This is a genomic window from Faecalibacterium prausnitzii, assembly GCF_019967995.1.
Lineage (GTDB): Bacteria > Bacillota > Clostridia > Oscillospirales > Ruminococcaceae > Faecalibacterium > Faecalibacterium prausnitzii_E.
The window spans coordinates 2,753,457-2,771,711 of sequence record NZ_CP065377.1; the positions used below are offsets into that span (position 1 = coordinate 2,753,457).

General features: G+C 61.2%; 17 protein-coding genes. 5 read left to right on the top strand and 12 right to left on the bottom strand.

What is annotated here, in order from left to right; all coding sequences use genetic code 11:
• Nucleotides 1–10 precede the first annotated feature (10 nt).
• The 4 genes from I5P96_RS13290 to I5P96_RS13305 all read right to left on the bottom strand — a co-directional run bounded on the left by I5P96_RS13290 (nucleotide 11) and on the right by I5P96_RS13305 (nucleotide 1,900).
• Nucleotides 11–562, bottom strand: coding sequence for a DJ-1 family glyoxalase III (locus tag I5P96_RS13290; RefSeq protein ID WP_118552187.1), 552 nt, complete (start codon nucleotides 560–562; stop codon nucleotides 11–13).
• 106 nt (nucleotides 563–668) lie between these two features.
• Nucleotides 669–968, bottom strand: a complete 300-nt coding sequence (locus tag I5P96_RS13295; RefSeq protein ID WP_118552185.1) for a YerC/YecD family TrpR-related protein — start codon at nucleotides 966–968, stop codon at nucleotides 669–671.
• Between the two features lie 106 nt (nucleotides 969–1,074).
• Nucleotides 1,075–1,566: a GNAT family N-acetyltransferase gene (locus I5P96_RS13300; RefSeq protein WP_118552183.1), complete on the bottom strand. Its 492-nt coding sequence runs from the start codon at nucleotides 1,564–1,566 to the stop codon at nucleotides 1,075–1,077.
• 151 nt (nucleotides 1,567–1,717) lie between these two features.
• Complete coding sequence (locus tag I5P96_RS13305) at nucleotides 1,718–1,900, bottom strand: hypothetical protein (RefSeq protein ID WP_223382546.1); 183 nt, start codon at nucleotides 1,898–1,900, stop codon at nucleotides 1,718–1,720.
• A 434-nt stretch (nucleotides 1,901–2,334) separates the two neighbouring features.
• Here I5P96_RS13305 and I5P96_RS13310 point away from each other — a divergent pair, with 434 nt between their 5' ends.
• From I5P96_RS13310 to I5P96_RS13320, 3 genes are all read left to right on the top strand, one after another.
• Nucleotides 2,335–3,306 carry a hypothetical protein gene (locus I5P96_RS13310; RefSeq protein ID WP_223382547.1) on the top strand — a complete coding sequence of 324 codons (972 nt, stop codon included), beginning with the start codon at nucleotides 2,335–2,337 and terminating at the stop codon, nucleotides 3,304–3,306.
• Between the two features lie 82 nt (nucleotides 3,307–3,388).
• Nucleotides 3,389–3,976 carry an RICIN domain-containing protein gene (locus I5P96_RS13315; protein ID WP_223382548.1) on the top strand — a complete coding sequence of 196 codons (588 nt, stop codon included), beginning with the start codon at nucleotides 3,389–3,391 and terminating at the stop codon, nucleotides 3,974–3,976.
• A gap of 261 nt (nucleotides 3,977–4,237) precedes the next feature.
• Complete coding sequence (locus I5P96_RS13320; protein ID WP_223382549.1) at nucleotides 4,238–4,756, top strand: NUDIX hydrolase; 519 nt, start codon at nucleotides 4,238–4,240, stop codon at nucleotides 4,754–4,756.
• Between the two features lie 8 nt (nucleotides 4,757–4,764).
• Here the strand turns inward: I5P96_RS13320 and I5P96_RS13325 are convergent, their stop codons facing one another.
• Nucleotides 4,765–5,823, bottom strand: a complete 1,059-nt coding sequence (locus tag I5P96_RS13325) for a PTS transporter subunit IIC (RefSeq protein ID WP_223382550.1) — start codon at nucleotides 5,821–5,823, stop codon at nucleotides 4,765–4,767.
• Between the two features lie 358 nt (nucleotides 5,824–6,181).
• On the opposite strand from I5P96_RS13325, the gene I5P96_RS13330 reads away from it, so the two are divergent.
• The gene (locus I5P96_RS13330) at nucleotides 6,182–7,741 is read left to right on the top strand and encodes a GH25 family lysozyme (protein ID WP_223382551.1); all 1,560 of its coding nucleotides are present in this window, start codon (nucleotides 6,182–6,184) and stop codon (nucleotides 7,739–7,741) included.
• Between the two features lie 61 nt (nucleotides 7,742–7,802).
• Here I5P96_RS13330 and dnaJ read toward each other — a convergent pair whose 3' ends face one another.
• The 6 genes from dnaJ to I5P96_RS13360 all read right to left on the bottom strand — a co-directional run bounded on the left by dnaJ (nucleotide 7,803) and on the right by I5P96_RS13360 (nucleotide 15,154).
• Entirely contained in the window at nucleotides 7,803–8,975 is a 1,173-nt protein-coding gene (gene dnaJ / locus I5P96_RS13335) for a molecular chaperone DnaJ (protein ID WP_097792948.1), read from the bottom strand.
• Nucleotides 8,976–9,231: 256 nt separating this feature from the next.
• Nucleotides 9,232–11,061: a molecular chaperone DnaK gene (gene dnaK, locus I5P96_RS13340; protein WP_223382552.1), complete on the bottom strand. Its 1,830-nt coding sequence runs from the start codon at nucleotides 11,059–11,061 to the stop codon at nucleotides 9,232–9,234.
• 98 nt (nucleotides 11,062–11,159) lie between these two features.
• Nucleotides 11,160–11,780 carry a nucleotide exchange factor GrpE gene (locus tag I5P96_RS13345; protein WP_118552167.1) on the bottom strand — a complete coding sequence of 207 codons (621 nt, stop codon included), beginning with the start codon at nucleotides 11,778–11,780 and terminating at the stop codon, nucleotides 11,160–11,162.
• Complete coding sequence (hrcA, locus tag I5P96_RS13350) at nucleotides 11,777–12,850, bottom strand: heat-inducible transcriptional repressor HrcA (protein ID WP_223382553.1); 1,074 nt, start codon at nucleotides 12,848–12,850, stop codon at nucleotides 11,777–11,779. Before hrcA ends, I5P96_RS13345 begins: the two co-directional genes overlap by 4 nt.
• A gap of 182 nt (nucleotides 12,851–13,032) precedes the next feature.
• A complete protein-coding gene (locus tag I5P96_RS13355) occupies nucleotides 13,033–13,575 on the bottom strand; it encodes a stage V sporulation T C-terminal domain-containing protein (RefSeq protein WP_223382554.1) in 543 nt (180 codons plus the stop codon).
• An 85-nt stretch (nucleotides 13,576–13,660) separates the two neighbouring features.
• The gene (locus I5P96_RS13360) at nucleotides 13,661–15,154 is read right to left on the bottom strand and encodes a diguanylate cyclase domain-containing protein (RefSeq protein ID WP_223382555.1); all 1,494 of its coding nucleotides are present in this window, start codon (nucleotides 15,152–15,154) and stop codon (nucleotides 13,661–13,663) included.
• A gap of 252 nt (nucleotides 15,155–15,406) precedes the next feature.
• Between I5P96_RS13360 and I5P96_RS13365 the strand changes: the two genes are divergently transcribed.
• Nucleotides 15,407–16,675: an NAD(P)/FAD-dependent oxidoreductase gene (locus tag I5P96_RS13365; protein WP_223382556.1), complete on the top strand. Its 1,269-nt coding sequence runs from the start codon at nucleotides 15,407–15,409 to the stop codon at nucleotides 16,673–16,675.
• 57 nt (nucleotides 16,676–16,732) lie between these two features.
• Here I5P96_RS13365 and I5P96_RS13370 read toward each other — a convergent pair whose 3' ends face one another.
• Complete coding sequence (locus I5P96_RS13370) at nucleotides 16,733–18,238, bottom strand: alanine/glycine:cation symporter family protein (RefSeq protein WP_223382557.1); 1,506 nt, start codon at nucleotides 18,236–18,238, stop codon at nucleotides 16,733–16,735.
• Nucleotides 18,239–18,255: the final 17 nt, after the last annotated feature.

An 18,255-nucleotide genomic window follows, 5' to 3' on the forward strand; every position in this document is an offset into this window, starting at 1 on the left:
AAGCCTCCTCTCAGTGCCGATAGGCGATGGCGTTTTGGATGCGGTCAGCTTCCGCCGGGCCGGCCAGCTGGCGGACCAGCTCCAGCGCAAAGGGGATGGCGCCGCCGAGACCGTAGCTGGTGGTGATGCTGCCATCCACCACGACCTCTTCGTCGTGGACGACGGCCCCGGCCAGCTTGTCCTGGAACCCGGCGTGGGCGGTGGCGTTCCGACCCTCCAGCAGGCCCAGCGAAGCCAGGATGCTGGGGGCCGCGCAGATGGCCGCCACCTTCCGGCCTGCCCTGGCAAAGGCGGTGCAGGTGTCGGTCACGGTCTTGTTGGCGGCAAGGTTCGGGGTGCCGGGGATGCCGCCGGGCAGGACGACCATGTCCACGTCGGAATAATCCACCTCTTCGGCCAGAGCGTCGGCGGTCAGGTGGATGTTATGGCTGCTGACCAGCTCCCTGCGGCCCATGGCAGACGCCACGATGACCTCGACTTTGGCGCGGCGGAGAAGGTCCACCACCAGCAATGCCTCACACTCCTCGGTGCCATCGGCGAAAAAGACAACTGCTTTGCTCATTGTATCTGCTCCTTCCTGCGGCCCTGCTGTGCGCTGTGCGCAGCAGGGGATAAAAAAGCGCACCGCGGGCGGAGTGCTCCCCTGCCCCGCCGTGCGCGGTCCTGCATTATTCCTCGGTGGGTGCCTCGGCCTTTTCTTCCAGCAGGCGGCGCAGCACGCTGTCCTCCCTGCTGATGACCCGGCTGACCCGGCTGATGATGGCGCTGGACGCGCCGATGTTGCCCATGATGCTGGTGTAGCTCTGCTTGCTGACCAGCTTTTCTGCGATGTTGTAGCGCTGCTCCATTGCACTCAGCTCGGCGTAGCTGCACACATCCTGCAAAAAGCGATAGCATTCTTCCGGCGTTTTCAGTTCCAGCAGTGCCGAATACAGGCCGGACTCTCCGGTGGGATGATCTTTTGCCATGGCTCGTTTCCTCCCTTGTCGTTTTGGTGGGGGTCTGGCCCGCGATGGGCACTTCATTGCACTACATTAGTGTAGTACAAACGCAGGAAAATTGCAATGGGAAATTTCAGAGCATCTTTTCCATTTCGGTCAGCTGCATGGAGATGCCGCCCACCGCGTTCTCCACGGGCTTGAGCAGCCGGTAGCCCCGCGCCTTGAAGAACTGCTGCACCGGCAGGCACTTGGTGTGCACCTCGCAGCAGACGCGGCCCCGGCCCTCGCCGCGGGCCAGCCGCTCGCAGGAGGCCACGATGTCGCGGCCGATGGCCTTGCCCCGGTACTCCGGCTTCAGATAGAGGTGGAGCAGGTGCAGGGCGGTGTTCTCCATCTTCCAGGCAAAGTAGCCGATGAGCTTGTCGCCCAGAAAGACGAGGAAGTAGTTCACATCGCGGTCGATGTCCTCTTCGATGGCGTCGGCGCTCTGCAGCGTCTCCACCAGCGCGTCCAGCTGCTTCGCCGGGTAATAGCGCTTGTAGACCTCGTGCCAGAGCTCGCTGGCGAGGTCGGCGGTCATGTGGATATATTTGGCCTTTGCGACCAGCTTGTAATCGGGTTTCATAGTTCTCCTATTCGTTGTTCAGGGTGAGCCCGCCGGGCGGGGTTTTTCTTATTGTACCATACGCCGCGCCAAAGTGCAAAACAAAAAGGCGGCTGCGCCTTCCAAAAAAGCGCAGCCGCCTGATTGTCGTTTTACCTGGGAACGAGATGTTTTACAGCGCGGTCTTGATGTTGTGATGAGTGGAGCTGTAACGAACAACTGCTTCCATCAGGGCGAGAGGCCACAGAATGACCTTGCCCAGGATCTCGGCCGGCTTGACACATACCGTGTCCATGCTGTTGATGCCGAACAGGATCAGACATGCGATACCACAGCCCAGAATGTAATAGTACATAATCAAACCTCCTATATCTTTCTACGGGTCTTGGACCCGAAGTTCAGTACACAGCGGGGCGTTTTCTGCTCTCCGCATCCTTACTATACCGCAATTTCAATCTAAAGTCAATATCCGAAATCGTGAAACAATTGAAAGCTTTTGTTGAAATTCGTTTTACTCATCGAAGTAAAGTGTAAAAGCTTGCTTTGCTTTATAAATGTGAAGTCAGTGTTCTGAATTGGCCGCGAGCCGGAAACAATTTGTTCATATTTGGGGTCAAAACGCCCCGGAAACCGGCGTTTTGTTTTCTCTGTAAGTACAGGAAACAGCGCACAAAAGTCCTGCTTGAAGTTTGTGCAGAATGCCATGCAATAACAGCTGTTCCTCCCTCGTTTACAAGTTAAGGAAAGTCGTGTCGGAATTTTTGTTTTCGAAAGCCGGAGGGCCCCATCATGAAAGAAAAACTCTGCAAAAAGATCCTGGGTTTTCTACTCGCCTCCCTGCTCCTGCTGACCGTTTCGCCGCCTGCCTTCGCGGATATGGGGCCGAAACCGTCGGTCACGCTCAGGCTCTACATCTACAACGACCAGAATTACGCCGTGACTCTGCTGGGCAATACAGAATCCACCGGCCCATGGAGCGCCCCCAGCGCATACGGGGACTGGATGGGTTCCCGCGAGGTGTGGGAAGCCTTTCAGGCTTACGATGCGCCGGAGGGGTACTACTTCCTCGGCTACTTCGAGGAATACTTCGGCGACACCGAACAGACCTTCACCTGGGGGTACTACCCGCCCCAGAAATTCTATGTGCTCCTTTATAATATGGACACCGGGGTCTTTTCCATTAGCAAAGAGCCGGTCCAGCGGTATGCGTTCGACAGCGAATGGCAGGTGCTGTTCGACCCGGAGGACGGCTGGATGCACGTCTACACCAACCGGACCGACAGCGACCAGATTTCCCTGTTCACCTCCCGGTTACTCATCACGCTGATTCTGGAGCTGGCGCTGGGTGCCCTGGTGTTCGGCCTGCGCGAAAAAGCCCAGCAGAACCTCATCGGCGGGGTCAATCTGGCCACGCAGCTTGCACTGAACCTTGTTCTCCACTACGGGCTGTTTTATCTCGGCCCCTGGGCGGGCTTTGCGCTCTACGCCGGAATGGAAGTGCTGGTCTTCGCGGTGGAAGTCTCCGCCTACTGCCGCTGGCTGCCCTGGCCGGAGGGCAAAACACCCCGCCCGGTGCTCTACGCCCTGACGGCCAACCTGCTCTCGTTCGGCGTCGGCTGGCTTTTGAACGAGCACCTGACGAACGCCCAGATCCGGTGGCTCAGCCTTGCGGCCCTGTTCCTGTGGTACACGGTGCCCAAGTTGGCGGGAAAAACGTGTCTTTTTAAGCAAAACGCACAAGAAAACGACAAAAGATTGTGATTTTCCATTCTTGTTGCCAGAGAAGAAATGCGTTATAATAGAACCATCAAATCGGCGGATACCGGAAAGGAGAACATGCTCTATGGCAAAAGCATCGCAGGTCGTTTTAATGGAAAATGAATTTTACCTGATCAAAGCCCCGAACGGGAAGGTGTTGGAGGTAAAGAACTTCAATACCGAGAACGGCGCTGCGATCGGGTTGTGGGATTACGCAGGCCATCCGTGGCAGCAGTGGCAGTTCGTGGACGCCGGTGAGGGCCGCTGGCGCATCCAGAACCGGTTCACAGGCAAGTTCATCGATCTGGCGCTCGGCGGCGTGGTCGAGGGCACCTGGCTGCACCAGTGGAGCCGCAGCAGCGGGCTGAGCCAGTGCTGGGCGCTGGAACCCACCCGCAGCGGCCGCACCCGCATCCGGAACGTGCTGGCTGACAAGTACATCGACCTCGTGGGCATGAACACCGCGAACGGTGCCCAGGCCCAGATCTGGAACTACGTCTCCGGCGGCAATCAGGAGTGGAATCTTGTCCGCGTGGACCCCGCTTCCACCCAGATCAACGCGCGCGGCAACGAGGCGCACGACCCGGAACCCACCCCCTCGCAGCGCAAGCACCAGAACGATCTGGTCCGCAAGCTGAACAATGCCGGCAAGGGCCGCGCTGCACGGAAATAAAAAAGAACGAAAAGACCCTCTCAGTCTCGCATCCGCTCGCCAGCTCCCCCGTCGGGGGAGCTTTGATGCTGACAGAACTCAACATCAAAACCTCGCTCTTCGGCAGAGGCGGCATTGCGGAGCAATGACGGAGAGGGTCTCTTTTATCGTAATTTTCAAAAATAGTGCCTATCAAAACGGCATATTTGCGATATGCAGTTTGCGGATGTTGCTTGTGCATTAAAAACGCAAACTGCTATATTATCAGAAGGAGAACGCTTCATGAACCCTGAATTTCCCATGCGGAACACGACGCTGTGCTATCTGGAGCAGGACGGCAAGTGGCTGATGCTCCACCGCGTCACCAAGAAAAACGACATGAACCACGACAAATGGATCGGCGTGGGCGGCAAGTTCGAGCCGTTCGAAAGCCCGGAAGACTGCCTGCTGCGCGAGGTGCAGGAAGAGACCGGCCTTCAGCTGACCCGCTTCCGCTGCCGGGGCATCGTGACCTTCATTCTGGGCCGTCTAACCGAGTACATGCACCTTTACACCGCAGACGGCTGGACCGGTGAACTGATCCGGGACCCCGCCCGCAACGAAGGGGTGCTGGAATGGGTGCCGACGGACACCGTCGAAACGCTGCCCATCTGGGAGGGCGACAAGATCTTCCTCCGCCTGCTCAAAGAGGACTGCCCGTTCTTCTCCCTCAAGCTGACCTATGAGGGGGATACTTTAACGGAGGCGGTCCTCGATGGAAAACGCATTTTTTCCGCTGCCAAAAAACCGCAGGGCCTTTGACGGCCGGTTTAATTCAGTTTCAGGTCTCCCTCTCTGATCCAGCCCAGCTTGCGCTCGATCTCGCAGAAGACGACGCTCAGCACGGCGGGCAGGACGAAGCAGATCAGCAGCATGGCTGCCCAGTCCATCGGGGTGATGGCAGCCTTGGTGCCTGCCGCGATGTCGTTGACCCAGCCGGTGTAGACGCCAATCTGGCCCACCAGACCGCAGGTTCCCATGCCGGAGGAGACCGCCGCACCGTTCATCTCAAAGTGAAACAGGCAGGTGGCCAGCGGGCCGGTGATGGCCGAGGCCAGCGTGGGAGCGATCCAGATGCGGGGGTTCTTGATGATGTTGCCCATCTGGAGCATACTGGTGCCCAGACCCTGACTGACCAGACCGCCGACGCCGTTTTCCTTGTAGCTCATGACCGCAAAGCCCACCATCTGGGCGCAGCAGCCCGCCACAGCGGCACCGCCGGCCAGACCGGTCAGGCCCAGTGCCGCACAGATGGCGGCGGAGGAGATGGGCAGCGTCAGCGCCACGCCCACGATGACCGACACGAGGATGCCCATGACCAGCGGGGCCTGCTCGGTGGCCCACATGATGAGGGTGCCCACCTGGCTTGCCGCTGCGCCGATGGGCGCTGCGATGAGCATGGACAGGCCGACGCCTGCAAAGATCGTGACCAACGGGGTGGCGAGGATGTCGATCTTCGTCTCCTTGCTCACGGCCTTGCCCAGCTCCGCCGCGACGATGGCGATGATGAGGACGGCCAGCGGGCCGCCGGCCCCGCCCAGTGCATTGGCCGAGTAGCCCACCGTGATGAGGCTGAACAGCACCAGCGGCGGGCAGTGCAGCGCCCAGCCGATGGCGCAGGCCATGGCCGGGCCGCTCATGGCCGTGGCGTAGCCGCCCAGGTCCACCAGCACGTCCAGGCCGGTCTGCTGGCCCAGCGTCTTGATGATGGTGCCGATGAGCAGGCTGGCGAACAGGCCCTGTGCCATCGCGCCCAGCGCCTCGATGAGGTAGCGCTGCGGGGTGATGACGATATCTTTTCGTTTCAAAAACTCCTTGAAGCTTGCCATAGAATTTTCCTCTTTTCTTCTCCGGTCATTTCTGCAACCGGACTGCATGTCCATCATCATACCATACACCTGTCAAGACAGCAAGAGAAAAACGCTTTTTTCGTGAAAAGAACCAAATTTTGAAGCGCTGGATGCAATTTTTCCGCAGGCTGAACCGTATTGCCTGTGGAGCGATTTTTCTCTTTTCCGTTCGCTGTTTTTCCTTCGCACCGCCGCAAAGAAGATTGACGGATACCGGGGTTGGGTGTATACTGGAAGAGTGAAATCAGGATTTCTGGATCGGTCCCGATTCTACCGGGCTTTGCGGACCGCACGGCGGCTGCACGTCCGATCTTATTTGGAGGCAAAAGCAAACGGCATGAAACACAAATTTCCATCGGTTCCGGATCGTACATCCGATCAAAACACCCGCCGCAATGCGGGGCAGGCCATTGCCGCCTTTGTCATGGCGCTGGCTCTAACCGTGGGCGGCGCGGGCACCACCATCCTGCTGGCTACCCAGCCTGCGGGGCTGACCGTCGCGCCTGCGGCGGTGGAGTGGGAGGCCCCCGCCATCAGCCTTCAGCCGGAGAAGAGCGCCTCCACGGAGGCCGCTTCGGAGAGCACGGCGGAAGCGTCTGCTTCCAGCGCCGCTGCGGAAGAGACCGCACCGTCACAGGCCCCTGCTTCCTCTGCCGCGGTGCCTGTGACCCCGACGGAGGCTGAGGTGCCTGCTTCCAGCACCGAACCTGCGGCGGAAGCCCCCGTTGAAGAAGCTCCTGCCGCTGTGCCGGACGAGACCCCTGCGGAGCCGTCCGCTGAGACTCCCGCCGCCGACCCGATGGCCGGTCCTGCTGAGGAGAACGACCACGAAAACGCCCTCTTCCCCCACTTCGTGCAGGAGACTGCGGAACTGGCCGCCGAAGATCCGCTGAGCGCCCCGGTGGAAACGCTGGAAGCGGAGGCCGCCGAGACCCCCGCCGCCTCTGAGAACGGCGAGGCTGTCGCTTCCGCCGGGATCTCCGATACCAACGGCACCATCCTGCTGACGCCGGAAGAGATCCGCGCCGCACTGGACGCCGGAACGCTGGACGAAAGCAGCGTCTCCGCCCAGTGCCTTGACAGCGAGAACGGCTTCCTGAAATGGCTGTGGAACCTGCTGTTCGGCAAAAAAGAGGAAGACAAGCCCTCCACACCTGCACCGCGCCCCACCTACTCCGGCTGGCGGACCGTGAACGGCAAGACCTATTATTATGAGCAAAACACCACCGACCCCGTCACCGGCATCCGCTCCATCGACAACAAGCTCTATTACTTTGATGCCAATGGCGTCCAGCAGAACGCCACCTTCGGCATCGACGTCTCCAAATACCAGTCCAGCATCAACTTTGAGCAGGCCAAGCAGGCCGGTGTCGAGTTCGTCATCATCCGCATCGGCTACCGCGGCTACGGTTCCGGTACACTGGTGCAGGACCCCAAGTTCGAAGAGCATTTCACCAATGCCCGGAACGCCGGTCTGCGGGTGGGCGTCTACTGCTTCACCCAGGCCGTCAATGAGAACGAAGCCCGCGAGGAAGCGCAGGCCTGCGTGTATGTGCTGAACGGCCGCCAGCTGGACTACCCCATCTACTTTGACACCGAGGCTTCCGGTTCCGGCTCCGGCCGTGCCGATGGTCTGGGCGTGGAGGACCGCACCAAGTGCGCGGTCGCCTTCTGCGAAGAGATCAAGGCTCTGGGCTATCAGCCCGGCGTCTACGCCTCCACCACCTGGTTCCGCAAGCGCCTTGACATGAGCCGGCTGACCCAGTACAACATCTGGAATGCCCACTACAACGTCGCCAGCAGCCCCATCGCCTGCAACATGTGGCAGGGCAGCTGCACCGCCCGCATCCCCGGCTACGGTGGCCAGATCGACGTGAACATCAGCTACATGGGCTGAGTTCGGAAGACACAAAAGACCCTCCCGGAAATTTTCCGGGAGGGTCTTTCTGTTTCTGGTGTCAGTTGAACAGGTCTTTCAGCTTTTTGAAGAAGCCCTTGCGCTTTTCGTAGTTTTCTTCTTTCAGGGTGCCCTCGAATTTCTTCAGGGCGTCGCGCTGGGCCTTGTTCAGCTTCTTGGGGATCTCGACCTCGCACTTGACGTACATGTCGCCCCGGCCACGGCCGTTCAGATACTGGATGCCCTTCCCGCGCAGGCGGAAGGTGGTCCCGCTCTGGGTGCCTTCAGGGACGGTATACTCCACCTTGCCGTCAATGGACGGTACGGTGATCTCATCGCCGAGAACGGCCTGGCTGTAGGTGATGGGCACCGTGACCCAGACGTCGTAGCCATCGCGCTGGAACACCTCGCTGGGCCGCACCGTGACCATCACGATGACGTCGCCTGCGGGGCCGCCGTTGGCACCGGCATCGCCCATTCCGCGCAGTGCAAAGCTCTGATCGTCGTCGATGCCCATGGGGATGGACACCTCCAGCGTCTTCCGGGTGGCCGTCTTGCCGGAGCCGTGGCAGACCTTGCAGGGGTTCTTGACCAGCTTGCCCTTGCCGCCGCAGCGGGAGCAGGGCTGCTGGGTCTGCATCACACCAAAGGGTGTGCGCTGCTGGCGGATGACATAGCCGCGGCCGCCGCAGTCGGGGCAGGTCTCCGGGCTGGAGCCTGCCGCACAGCCGGAGCCATGGCACTCCGTGCACTCCTGCTGGCGGGTGATGGTGATGTTCTTCTTGCAGCCGTGGACGGCCTCGTCAAACGACAGGGTGATCCGGACACGGATGTCCTGGCCCTTGCGGGGGGCGTTGGGGTTGGCCTGGCGGGACGATGCACCGCCAAAGCCGCCGAACCCACCGCCGAAGATATCGCCGAAGATGTCGCCCAGATCGACGCCATCGCCGCCGAACCCGCCAAAGCCGCCTGCACCGCCGCCGTTCTGGGCTGCGTAGCTGGGGTCAACGCCTGCAAAACCATACTGGTCGTACATCTGGCGTTTCTTCGGGTCCGAAAGCACCTCGTTGGCTTCGTTGACTTCCTTGAATTTTTCCTCAGCGTCCTTGTCGCCGGGGTTGTAGTCCGGGTGGTACTTCATTGCCAGCTTGCGGTAGGCCTTTTTGATCTCCGCATCCGTGGCCGATTTGGATACCCCCAGCACTTCGTAGTAATCACGCTTTTCCTGTGCCATATCCACTCACCTCTCGTATCGTAGCAACCTCCCCCTGACAGCAGCGCGCTCCCGTTTCCCACAGCGGGAAACATCCAGCAATCTGCGCAATGCTGGCCGACCTGCCAAGGGCTCCCCGGCTGGGGAGCTGGCGAGTGTCAGCGAGACTGAGAGGTTTAACCCACAAAGGCCGCTCCGGCAAAACCGGAGCGGCTTTTGCTTATATCTCAGCGCACATCCGCCGGTTTGGCCGGACATGTGCTGCCTGTATCAAAACTTAGACTTCCTTGAAGTCTGCATCGACGACGCCGTCGTCATTGGGCTTCTGCTGGTTGGCTGCACCGGCATCGGGGCCCGGCTGTGCGCCTGCGGCCTGCTGTGCGGCAGCAGCTGCCTGATACATCTTCTCGAAGACGTGGCTCAGCGCATCCTGCTTTGCCTTGATGTCGTCGATGGAGCCGGACTGCACAGCGGTCTTCAGGTCGGCCAGCTTTGCCTCGGCCTCGCTCTTGACGTCTGCGGGCATCTTGTCGCCGTTCTCCTTCAGCATCTTCTCGGTCTGGAAGACCATCTGGTCGGCACCGTTGCGGATATCGACCTCTTCGCGCTTCTTCTTATCGTCTGCTGCGAACTGCTCTGCTTCCTTGACGGCCTTGTCGATGTCGTCCTTGGACATGTTGGTGGAAGCCGTGATGGTGATGTTCTGCTCCTTGCCGGTGCCCAGGTCCTTTGCGCTGACCTTCACGATGCCGTTTGCATCGATATCGAAGGTGACTTCGATCTGAGGCACACCACGGGGAGCCGGAGCGATGCCATCCAGGTGGAAGACACCCAGGCTCTTGTTGTCGCGTGCGAACTCACGCTCGCCCTGCAGAACGTTGATCTCGACCGAGGGCTGGTTGTCGGCAGCGGTGGAGAAGACCTGGCTCTTGTGGGTGGGGATGGTGGTGTTGCGCTCGATGATCTTGGTGCAGACGCCGCCCAGGGTCTCAATGCCCAGGCTCAGCGGGGTGACATCCAGCAGCAGCAGGCCCTTGACGTCGCCCTGCAGGACACCGCCCTGAATGGCAGCACCGACTGCCACGCACTCGTCGGGGTTGATGCCCTTGAAGGGCTCGCAGTTCAGTTCCTTCTTCACGGCGTCGTAGACGGCGGGGATACGGGTCGAACCACCGACCATCAGGACCTTCTTCAGGTCAGAAGCGCGCAGGCCTGCATCCTGCAGAGCCTTGCGGACAGGGGTCATGGTGCGGTCGACCAGATCTGCGGTCAGCTCGTTGAACTTTGCGCGGGTCAGGGTCATATCCAGATGCTTGGGGCCGGTCGCATCGGCGGTGATGAAGGGCAGGTTGATCTGGGTGCTCATTGCGCTGGACAGCTCGATCTTTGCCTTCTCAGCCGCTTCCTTCAGGCGCTGAGCAGCCATCTTGTCCTTGCGCAGGTCGATGCCGTTCTCGGTCTGGAAAGCGTCTGCCATCCAGTCGATGACGCGCTGGTCGAAGTCATCGCCGCCCAGGTGGGTATCGCCGTTGGTGGCCAGAACTTCGGTGACGCCGTCGCCCATCTCGATGATGGAGACATCGAAGGTGCCGCCGCCCAGGTCGTAGACCATGATCTTCTGGTCGTCTTCCTTATCGATGCCGTAGGCCAGAGAAGCAGCGGTCGGCTCGTTGATGATACGCTTGACGTTCAGGCCGGCAATGGTGCCTGCGTCCTTGGTGGCCTGACGCTGGCTGTCGTTGAAGTATGCGGGGACGGTGATGACTGCCTCGGTGACAGGCTCACCCAGATAAGCCTCGGCGTCTGCCTTCAGCTTCTGCAGGATCATGGCGCTGACCTGCTGGGGGGTGTACTCCTTGCCGTTCAGGGTGACTTTGTGGTCGGTGCCCATCTGGCGCTTGATGGAAGAAACGGTGTTCTCCGGGTTGGTGATGGCCTGACGCTTTGCGACCTGGCCGACCAGACGGTCGCCGGTCTTGGTGAAGCCGACAACGGACGGGGTGGTGCGGGCACCCTCAGAGTTTGCGATGACGACGGGTTCGCCGCCCTCCATAACAGCCACACAGCTGTTGGTGGTGCCAAGGTCGATACCAATGATCTTACTCATAATGAAAGCTCCTCTCAAATCAGAACGTATTTGTTTATATGATGCTCAAAGTGGATAAGCGGATGTTTATTTGAAAACCCTTGCGGGTCTTTGCGAAGTTACTCGGCCACCACAACGGTCGCATGGCGGACGATCTTGTCGCCCAGCTTGTAGCCCTTCTGGTAGACGGTGACCACCGTGCCGCTCTCCTGGCCCTCTTCGGCGGGGACCTGCTGCACGGCGTTCATGAAATTGGGGTCGAACGGCTTGCCCAGGGATTCGATCTCCTCCACATGGAGGACATCCAGTGCCTTGGCCGCCTTGTCCAGCGTCATGGTCACACCCTTTTTGTAATTCTCGTCGGTGGTGGGGGCGTTGGCCGCCATCTCCAGCGTATCCAGGATGGGGATGATCTGGTTGACCGCAAAGGAGATGCCATCGTTGAACTTCTGGTCCGCTTCGCGGGCGGTGCGCTTGCGGTAGTTGTCGTACTCGGCAGCCATCCGCAGCAGCTTTTCTTTGGTCTGGGCCGCTTCCTGCTCCGCTGCTTCCAGCTTTGCCTTTGCAGCTTCCAGGTCGCGGTTTTTCTTGAACCAGCCGTCCTTCTTCGCATCCTTGGGTTCCGCTGTCTCGGATGCGGGCGCAGCCTGTTCAGCGGCTGCTTCGGGTGCGGCCTGCTCAGCGGTCTTTGGCTCTGCGGCGGGTTCCGCCTGCGGGGTCTTCTTGGTTTCTTCGCTCATTCCAGGTCCTCCTTATAGATCACAGTCCGCCGGGGTGCGGCTGCCTGCGGGGTATCTTTTCGTTTGCCGCTCATACCCTCGCCGAGCTGGTCGGCAAAGGTGTGGAGCAGAGGCATCAGCTTTTGGAAGGGCATCCGGGTCGGCCCGATGAGTGCCACCGAGCCCCACAGCCCGCCGCCGACCAGATAACGGTCGCTGACGATGCACAGGCCGGGGATCTGCGGCTCAATGTCCTCGCCCAGCAGGATGCTCTCGCTCTGCTCTGTGGGCGGGGCGATGAGCCGGGCGGCCGCTTCCTCATCGCTCAGCAGGCTGAGGATGGAACCGACCTTGCCTTCCAGCTGGGGCCAGTCGAGCAGGTACTGCTCGCCGCCCAGATAGACGTGCGGTTTGGTGGAATCCTGCAGGATGGCCGCTGCCGCCGACACCACTGGCACCAGCTCCGGGTTGATCTGGCCGCACAGCTCTGCAAGGAGCCGGGGCGAAAGATCCATGGGAGCCACGAATGTCAGGTTCCGGTTGAGCAGGGCGGCCAGCGCCGCAGCATCCTCACGCGAGAGGCCGGTGCGCACCCGCGCCACGCGGGTCCGGACGTAGCCGGCCGTGGTCACTGCCAGCACTGCCGCCGCGCTGCGGCCTACCTGCACCACCTCATAATGGGCGATGCAGAGGTCCTCGGCACAGGGAGTGCTGATGGCTGCGGTGCAGCCGCTGATCTGAGCCAGCGCCCGTGCGGCACCCTGGGCGAGCTTTTCAGGCTCGTGGTCCAGGCTGGCGAACACGGCGTCCACCCGTGCGCGGGTCACGCGGTCCAGCGGCTGGTCATCCGTCAGCAGATTGTCCAGATAATAACGGTAGCCCTTGGCACTGGGCACACGGCCCGCGCTGGTGTGGGGCTGCTCCAGCAGGCCCAGCTTGGTCAGCGCCGCCATCTCGTTGCGCAGCGTCGCACTGGAAACTGCCATATCAAAGTAGTTTGCCAGCACACTGCTGCCCACAGGCTCCCCTTCGAGACCATACAGCGCCACGATCGCCTGCAAGACTCGCTGCTTGCGTGCATCCATCGTCATAGCGCCTGCCTCCTTCGTTTGCTTTTTGTTCTTTAGCACTCTGTCTTCCTGAGTGCTAAGACCATTATATCCAATTTTTCCGCGCTGTCAATAGGTTCGCAGAAAAGTTTTGAAAGATTCACAAATTGGTCATAAGCAAACGGCCCACGCCGAGGCGCAGGCCGTTTGCTTTTATAAGGTATTTACTCTTCCATCTGTTTTGCCAGAAACGCCGCCGCCACTGCTGCGGCCTTTTCCTGCGCGGCATCCGGCTGTGCCGCCCGGTCCTCGGTCAGAAAGCCCACGGCACCGGTCACATCCCCCGCCGCGATGATGGGGCAGACACAGAGCAGAGCGCGCTGCGCCCCCTCGCAGGGCAGGAGGGCCTTTTCCGGGTCGCCGTCGCTGGCGTAGAGCTTCCGGCTGTCCATCAGCTTTTCCAGCGGCTGGCTGACGCTGCGGTCCACAAGGTCCCGCCGCCCGGCACCGGACGCCGCCAGGATGCGGTCCCGGTCACAGACGAAGGCTGTCAGTGCGAAGCTCTTGCTCAGCGCATCCACATACTGCGTCGTCACGCTGCTCAACTCTCCCACCGGCGAATACTTCTTGAAGATGACCTCGCCGTCGCCGGTCGTGAAGATCTCCAGCGGGTCTCCCCGGCGGATGCGCTGGGTGCGGCGGATCTCCTTGGGGATGACGACCCTCCCCAGCTCATCAATGCGGCGGACGATCCCGGTTGCTTTCATAACACATTCTCCCTTTCTCGGTCCCACGTTTCCTTGGTTCCCAGATTTCGTTTCCTGTGGTTATTTTGTGGTAGAGAAAGGAGAATTATTCAAGCGCGAAGCTCTGCCTGCGGGAGCTTCCCTGTTTTTGCTTGTCCTCATACATCCGGTGGTCTGCCAGGATGCGGATGTCGCGGACGTCGGCCCGGTCGGCCGGGTAGCAGGCCGAACCGCAGCTGGTGCCAATGCAGATGGTCCGGCCGTCCAGCACATAGGGCTGCCGGATGACCGATTTGATGGTCTCGATCCGCTGGGCGCACCCGTCTGCATCGACTTCGCCGTTCACGATCAGGGCAAACTCATCGCCGCCGATGCGGAACGCAAGGTCGCTGCTCCGCACACAGCTCCGCAGCCGGTCGGCCACGGCCCGGAGCAGCTGGTCGCCCACATCGTGGCCGTAGGTGTCGTTGACCGGCTTGAACCGGTCCAGATCCAGATAGAACAGAGCAAAGGGCTGGCGCGCCTTTTCCTTCTGCTTCAGGGTGCTGTTGAAGCACCGCTCGTTGAACAGGCCGGTCAGGCCGTCGGTGTTGGCCAGCCCCTCCAGTTTCCGTCGTTCCAGCGCTTCGGTGCGGAGGGCGTTTTCTTTTTCTTCCATTTCCAGTGCCGCATCCAGCTTGACCGACCGCACCATCGCCACGGCCACGCTGCCCATCAAAAAAAGCAGCAGCAGGATGGTAGCCGTCTGGATCTTCCGCATCCCGGCATCGACGACATCGCGCTCCACGATACCCACGACGGTCAGGTCCTGAAAGCCCACCGGCTGATAGACCAGATAATAGCCCTTGCCGCCGTACCGATACCCGGTGCTGCCGCTGCCGCCGCTGCGCACGTTCTCCCGCATGGCGGCAAAGCCGTCGGCATCGACCTTGGCATTTTTCTCCAGAAAATCGAACAGGTTCGTCATCCAGGATTCGATCTCACTCTTCGGCTCCTCGGACAGCATCACGCTGCCGTCCGGGTAGATGATGTAGCAGTCGCTCTGGCCGTTGTAGGCATGGCCGCCGATCATCTCTTCCAGCGTTGCATTGTTGTAGCTGACGGCAATGCAGGTGTAGGTCACACCGGAGACCTCGACCGGCCGGATGGGCACGGTGAACACGACCCGGCGCTCGCCCGTGTCCATGATATAGCTGCTCACGCTGGAGTGGCCGGTCGCATACGTCGCTGCAAACGCGCCCCACTGTCCCTGCGCCTCTCCGCTCTCTCCGGCGGCTTTCAGATACTGGTTGGACTCGTTGAACAGGTACAGCTCACTGTACCGCCAGGTCGTTTTTTCGCGGTTGAAGTGGCGCAGACTGGCCCGGATGGCCGTTTCGTCTGCCTCCTGCAAGCTGTTGCCCCACTCGCTCAGAACGTTCCAGTTGCGCTGCGCGAACATGGTAAACGTCTTGTTCACCTGCTCGTAGGTCTCCAGCAGGTTTTGGGTGCTCTCCCGATAGAACTGGCGCTGCACATATACCAGATAGCCCACAATGTTGAAAAGGCACACCACCACCAGGAGCGCAAGCGCAGCGGCTCGCCGTCTGCTTCTCCCCATCCTATGATCCCATGACATATTCATCGTACCCCCGAATTTTTTCGAGAGAAGTTAAAATTTCTTAGCCGCATCTTTGCTGCATCGCTTCAAATCTACCAGATTCTTCCTCTTCTGTCAATGCTCTTCCATAGTTTTTCCCGTTTGAACTCTGGCCGTTTTTTCCGGTTTATGCTATACTGGGTCTGTTCTTCAGGCCCTGCGCCGCGCGGGAGGGTTCCGGCGGCTTTTTCTCTTTTCAGAAAGGATCGTTTCATGCAACAGATCGTGATCTTAGGCGGCGGTGCAGCCGGGATGGCGGCGGCACTGGCCGCAGCACAGGCGGCCCCCGCCGGGGCAGTGCGCGTCACCGTGCTGGACCGCAACCCCCGCTGCGGCAAAAAGCTGCTGGCCACCGGCAACGGCCGGTGCAACCTCAGCAACACCGGCATCGCGCCGGAGTGTTATTTCACCGCAGACCCAAAGGCGCTGGCCCCGCTGCTGAACGCCGTGAACACCGCCGCGCCGCTGGAATGGTTCCGGGCGCTGGGGCTTTACACCCGCACCGACGAAGCCGGGCGGGTCTACCCGTATTCCAATCAGGCGGCGGACGTCCTTGCCCTGCTGGAGGGCCACATGGCCCGGCTGGGGGTGGAGGTGCGCACCGGCTGCACTGTCAACACCCTGAGCCAGAACCGGAACGGCTACGCCGTCCTCTTCGACAGTACCGAGCGCAGCAACGAGACGCTCCATGCCGATGCCGTCATCTGCGCCATGGGCGGCAATGCAGGCCCGCAGTTCGGAACCGATGGCTTTGGCACCCGCTTTGCCGCCCAGTGCGGCGGAAAGCTGGAACCGCTCTACCCCTGCCTGACCGCCTTGCAGACGGCCCGGCCCAACAAAGCACTGGCCGGCATCCGGGTCAAGGCCCGCGCCGCGCTGCTCGACCTGGACCGCCACACCCTGCTGGCCGAGGAGACGGGCGAGGTGCAGTTCACCGACTACGGCCTGTCCGGCATCTGCATCATGCAGCTGTCCGGCCTGCTGGCCCCCCGGCGCGGCCCGAAGCGCCCCGCTGTGGAGCTGGACCTCTTCCCCGCGCTGGACGAGGCCGCGCTGACGGCCCTGTTCGCTGCGCGGGTGCCCCTGCTGCCGGGCCGGACGCCCGCTGATTTCTGGACGGGGCTGCTCAACCCCAAACTGGGCCGCGCCCTCTGGGCAGCGGCCCGCCTGCCGGACACACCGCTGGACACCCTGCCCGATGCCGCCTGGCAGGTGCTGGCCAACACGGCCAAGCACTGGCTCTTCGAAGACCTGACCCCCTGCGGCTGGAAACAGGCCCAGACCACCGGCGGCGGCCTGAGCCTGACCGAGCTGGAGCCCAGCTTCCAGTTCAAGGGCTGTCCGGGGCTGTACTTCGTGGGCGAAACGCTGGACTGCGCCGGGATGTGCGGCGGCTTCAACCTGCACTGGGCCTTCGGCAGCGGCATCACCGCCGGGCGGGACGCCGTGCGCACCCTGCGCCGCCCGCACAAAAAGAGATGACAAGACCCGGCCCTCTCCTGCACGTCTGCCGGAGAGGGCCGGGTCTTTTTGCGTTCTTTATTCGTTTGCGGCTTTGTCCAGCGTGGCTTCCTCTGCTTCTTCCTCCTTCTGATACTCTGCAAAGGCCGACCACATGGGTTCGACCTGCTTGCCGTGGAACTTGCGGTCCACATAGTTCCGGGTGATGGCCGCAACCGTTCCCGACAGGCTCAGCACACCGATCAGGTTCGGCAGCATCATCAGGCCGTTGAAGGTATCGGACAGGTCCCACGCGAGGTCGAGCTTCATCGTCGCACCCACCAGCACCATGGCCACGAAGACCACCTGATAGCCCATGCTGGCCTTGGTGCCGAACAGATATTCAAAGGCTTTGGTGCCGTAGTGGCTCCAGCCCAGCACCGTGGAATAGGCGAACAGCAGGATGGACACCGCGATGAACTTGGGGCCAAAACTGCCGAACACGGTGGAGAAGGCTTCGCCCACCAGCGCAGAGCCCTGCACCTCGGTGAGCATCCGGCCGGTGTTCAGGTCCACGAAGCCGGACGTCAGGATGACCAGCGCCGTCAGGGTGCAGACCACGATGGTATCGGCAAAGACCTCAAAAATGCCCCACATGCCCTGCTGCACCGGCTCCTTGACGTTGGAGGACGCGTGCACCATGACCGACGAGCCGAGGCCCGCCTCGTTGGAGAATGCGCCGCGCTTGAAGCCCCAGGTGATGGCGCGGGACACACCGTAGCCCAGCACACCGCCGCCCGCCGCCTGCATGGCGAAAGCGCCTTTGAAGATGGCCGCGAACGCAGCCGGGATCGCCGTAACATGGGTCAGCACAACCGTCAGCGCACCCAGGATGTAGAACAGCGCCATCAGCGGAACGACCTTTTCCGTCACGGCCGCCACACGCTTCAAGCCGCCCAGGATGACCAGCGCGGACAGCACCGCCAACAGGATGCCGGTGAGGAGATTCGGCACCTGGAAGGCCGCATTCATGTTGCCTGCAATGGAGTTGATCTGGCTCATGTTGCCGATGCCAAAGGAGGCCAGCACACAGAAGCAGGCGAACAGCACCGCCAGCACCCGGCCCAGCTTTTTGCAGCCCTTCTTGCTGCCCAGACCGTCGGCCAGATAGTACATCGCGCCGCCGGACCACTCGCCGTCGGCGTTCTTGCGGCGGTAAAAGATGCCCAGAACGTTTTCCGAGTAGTTGGTCATCATGCCCAGGATGGCCATGGCCCACATCCAGAAGATGGCACCCGGCCCGCCGCTGAGGATGGCCGTTGCCACGCCCACGATGTTGCCGGTGCCGATGGTCGCCGCCAGCGCGGTGCACAGGCTTTGGAACTGGCTGATGGCCTTATCGTTCTTTTCGGTATGGGCCGTGATGTCCCGGTCGGTGAAGATGGCACCGATGGTGTTCCGCAGCCAGTACCGGAAATGCCCGAACTGGAAAAAACCGGTGCGCACCGACATCACAAATCCGGTGCCGAACAGCAGCGCCAGCCCCACCGGCCCCCAGACGATGCCGTTGACAACTCCATTCACGCTCGTAATGGTCTCTAACATGATCGTTCCCCCTCTGC

Bases quoted from the DNA above. Each gene is read 5' to 3' on its own strand.
- I5P96_RS13290 (WP_118552187.1), bottom strand. From the start codon at position 562: ATGAGCAAAGCAGTTGTCTTTTTCGCCGATGGCACCGAGGAGTGTGAG.
- I5P96_RS13295 (WP_118552185.1), bottom strand. From the start codon at position 968: ATGGCAAAAGATCATCCCACCGGAGAGTCCGGCCTGTATTCGGCACTG.
- I5P96_RS13300 (WP_118552183.1), bottom strand. From the start codon at position 1,566: ATGAAACCCGATTACAAGCTGGTCGCAAAGGCCAAATATATCCACATG.
- I5P96_RS13305 (WP_223382546.1), bottom strand. From the start codon at position 1,900: ATGTACTATTACATTCTGGGCTGTGGTATCGCATGTCTGATCCTGTTC.
- I5P96_RS13310 (WP_223382547.1), top strand. From the start codon at position 2,335: ATGAAAGAAAAACTCTGCAAAAAGATCCTGGGTTTTCTACTCGCCTCC.
- I5P96_RS13315 (WP_223382548.1), top strand. From the start codon at position 3,389: ATGGCAAAAGCATCGCAGGTCGTTTTAATGGAAAATGAATTTTACCTG.
- I5P96_RS13320 (WP_223382549.1), top strand. From the start codon at position 4,238: ATGAACCCTGAATTTCCCATGCGGAACACGACGCTGTGCTATCTGGAG.
- I5P96_RS13325 (WP_223382550.1), bottom strand. From the start codon at position 5,823: ATGGCAAGCTTCAAGGAGTTTTTGAAACGAAAAGATATCGTCATCACC.
- I5P96_RS13330 (WP_223382551.1), top strand. From the start codon at position 6,182: ATGAAACACAAATTTCCATCGGTTCCGGATCGTACATCCGATCAAAAC.
- dnaJ (WP_097792948.1), bottom strand. From the start codon at position 8,975: ATGGCACAGGAAAAGCGTGATTACTACGAAGTGCTGGGGGTATCCAAA.
- dnaK (WP_223382552.1), bottom strand. From the start codon at position 11,061: ATGAGTAAGATCATTGGTATCGACCTTGGCACCACCAACAGCTGTGTG.
- I5P96_RS13345 (WP_118552167.1), bottom strand. From the start codon at position 11,780: ATGAGCGAAGAAACCAAGAAGACCCCGCAGGCGGAACCCGCCGCAGAG.
- hrcA (WP_223382553.1), bottom strand. From the start codon at position 12,850: ATGACGATGGATGCACGCAAGCAGCGAGTCTTGCAGGCGATCGTGGCG.
- I5P96_RS13355 (WP_223382554.1), bottom strand. From the start codon at position 13,575: ATGAAAGCAACCGGGATCGTCCGCCGCATTGATGAGCTGGGGAGGGTC.
- I5P96_RS13360 (WP_223382555.1), bottom strand. From the start codon at position 15,154: ATGGGGAGAAGCAGACGGCGAGCCGCTGCGCTTGCGCTCCTGGTGGTG.
- I5P96_RS13365 (WP_223382556.1), top strand. From the start codon at position 15,407: ATGCAACAGATCGTGATCTTAGGCGGCGGTGCAGCCGGGATGGCGGCG.
- I5P96_RS13370 (WP_223382557.1), bottom strand. From the start codon at position 18,238: ATGTTAGAGACCATTACGAGCGTGAATGGAGTTGTCAACGGCATCGTC.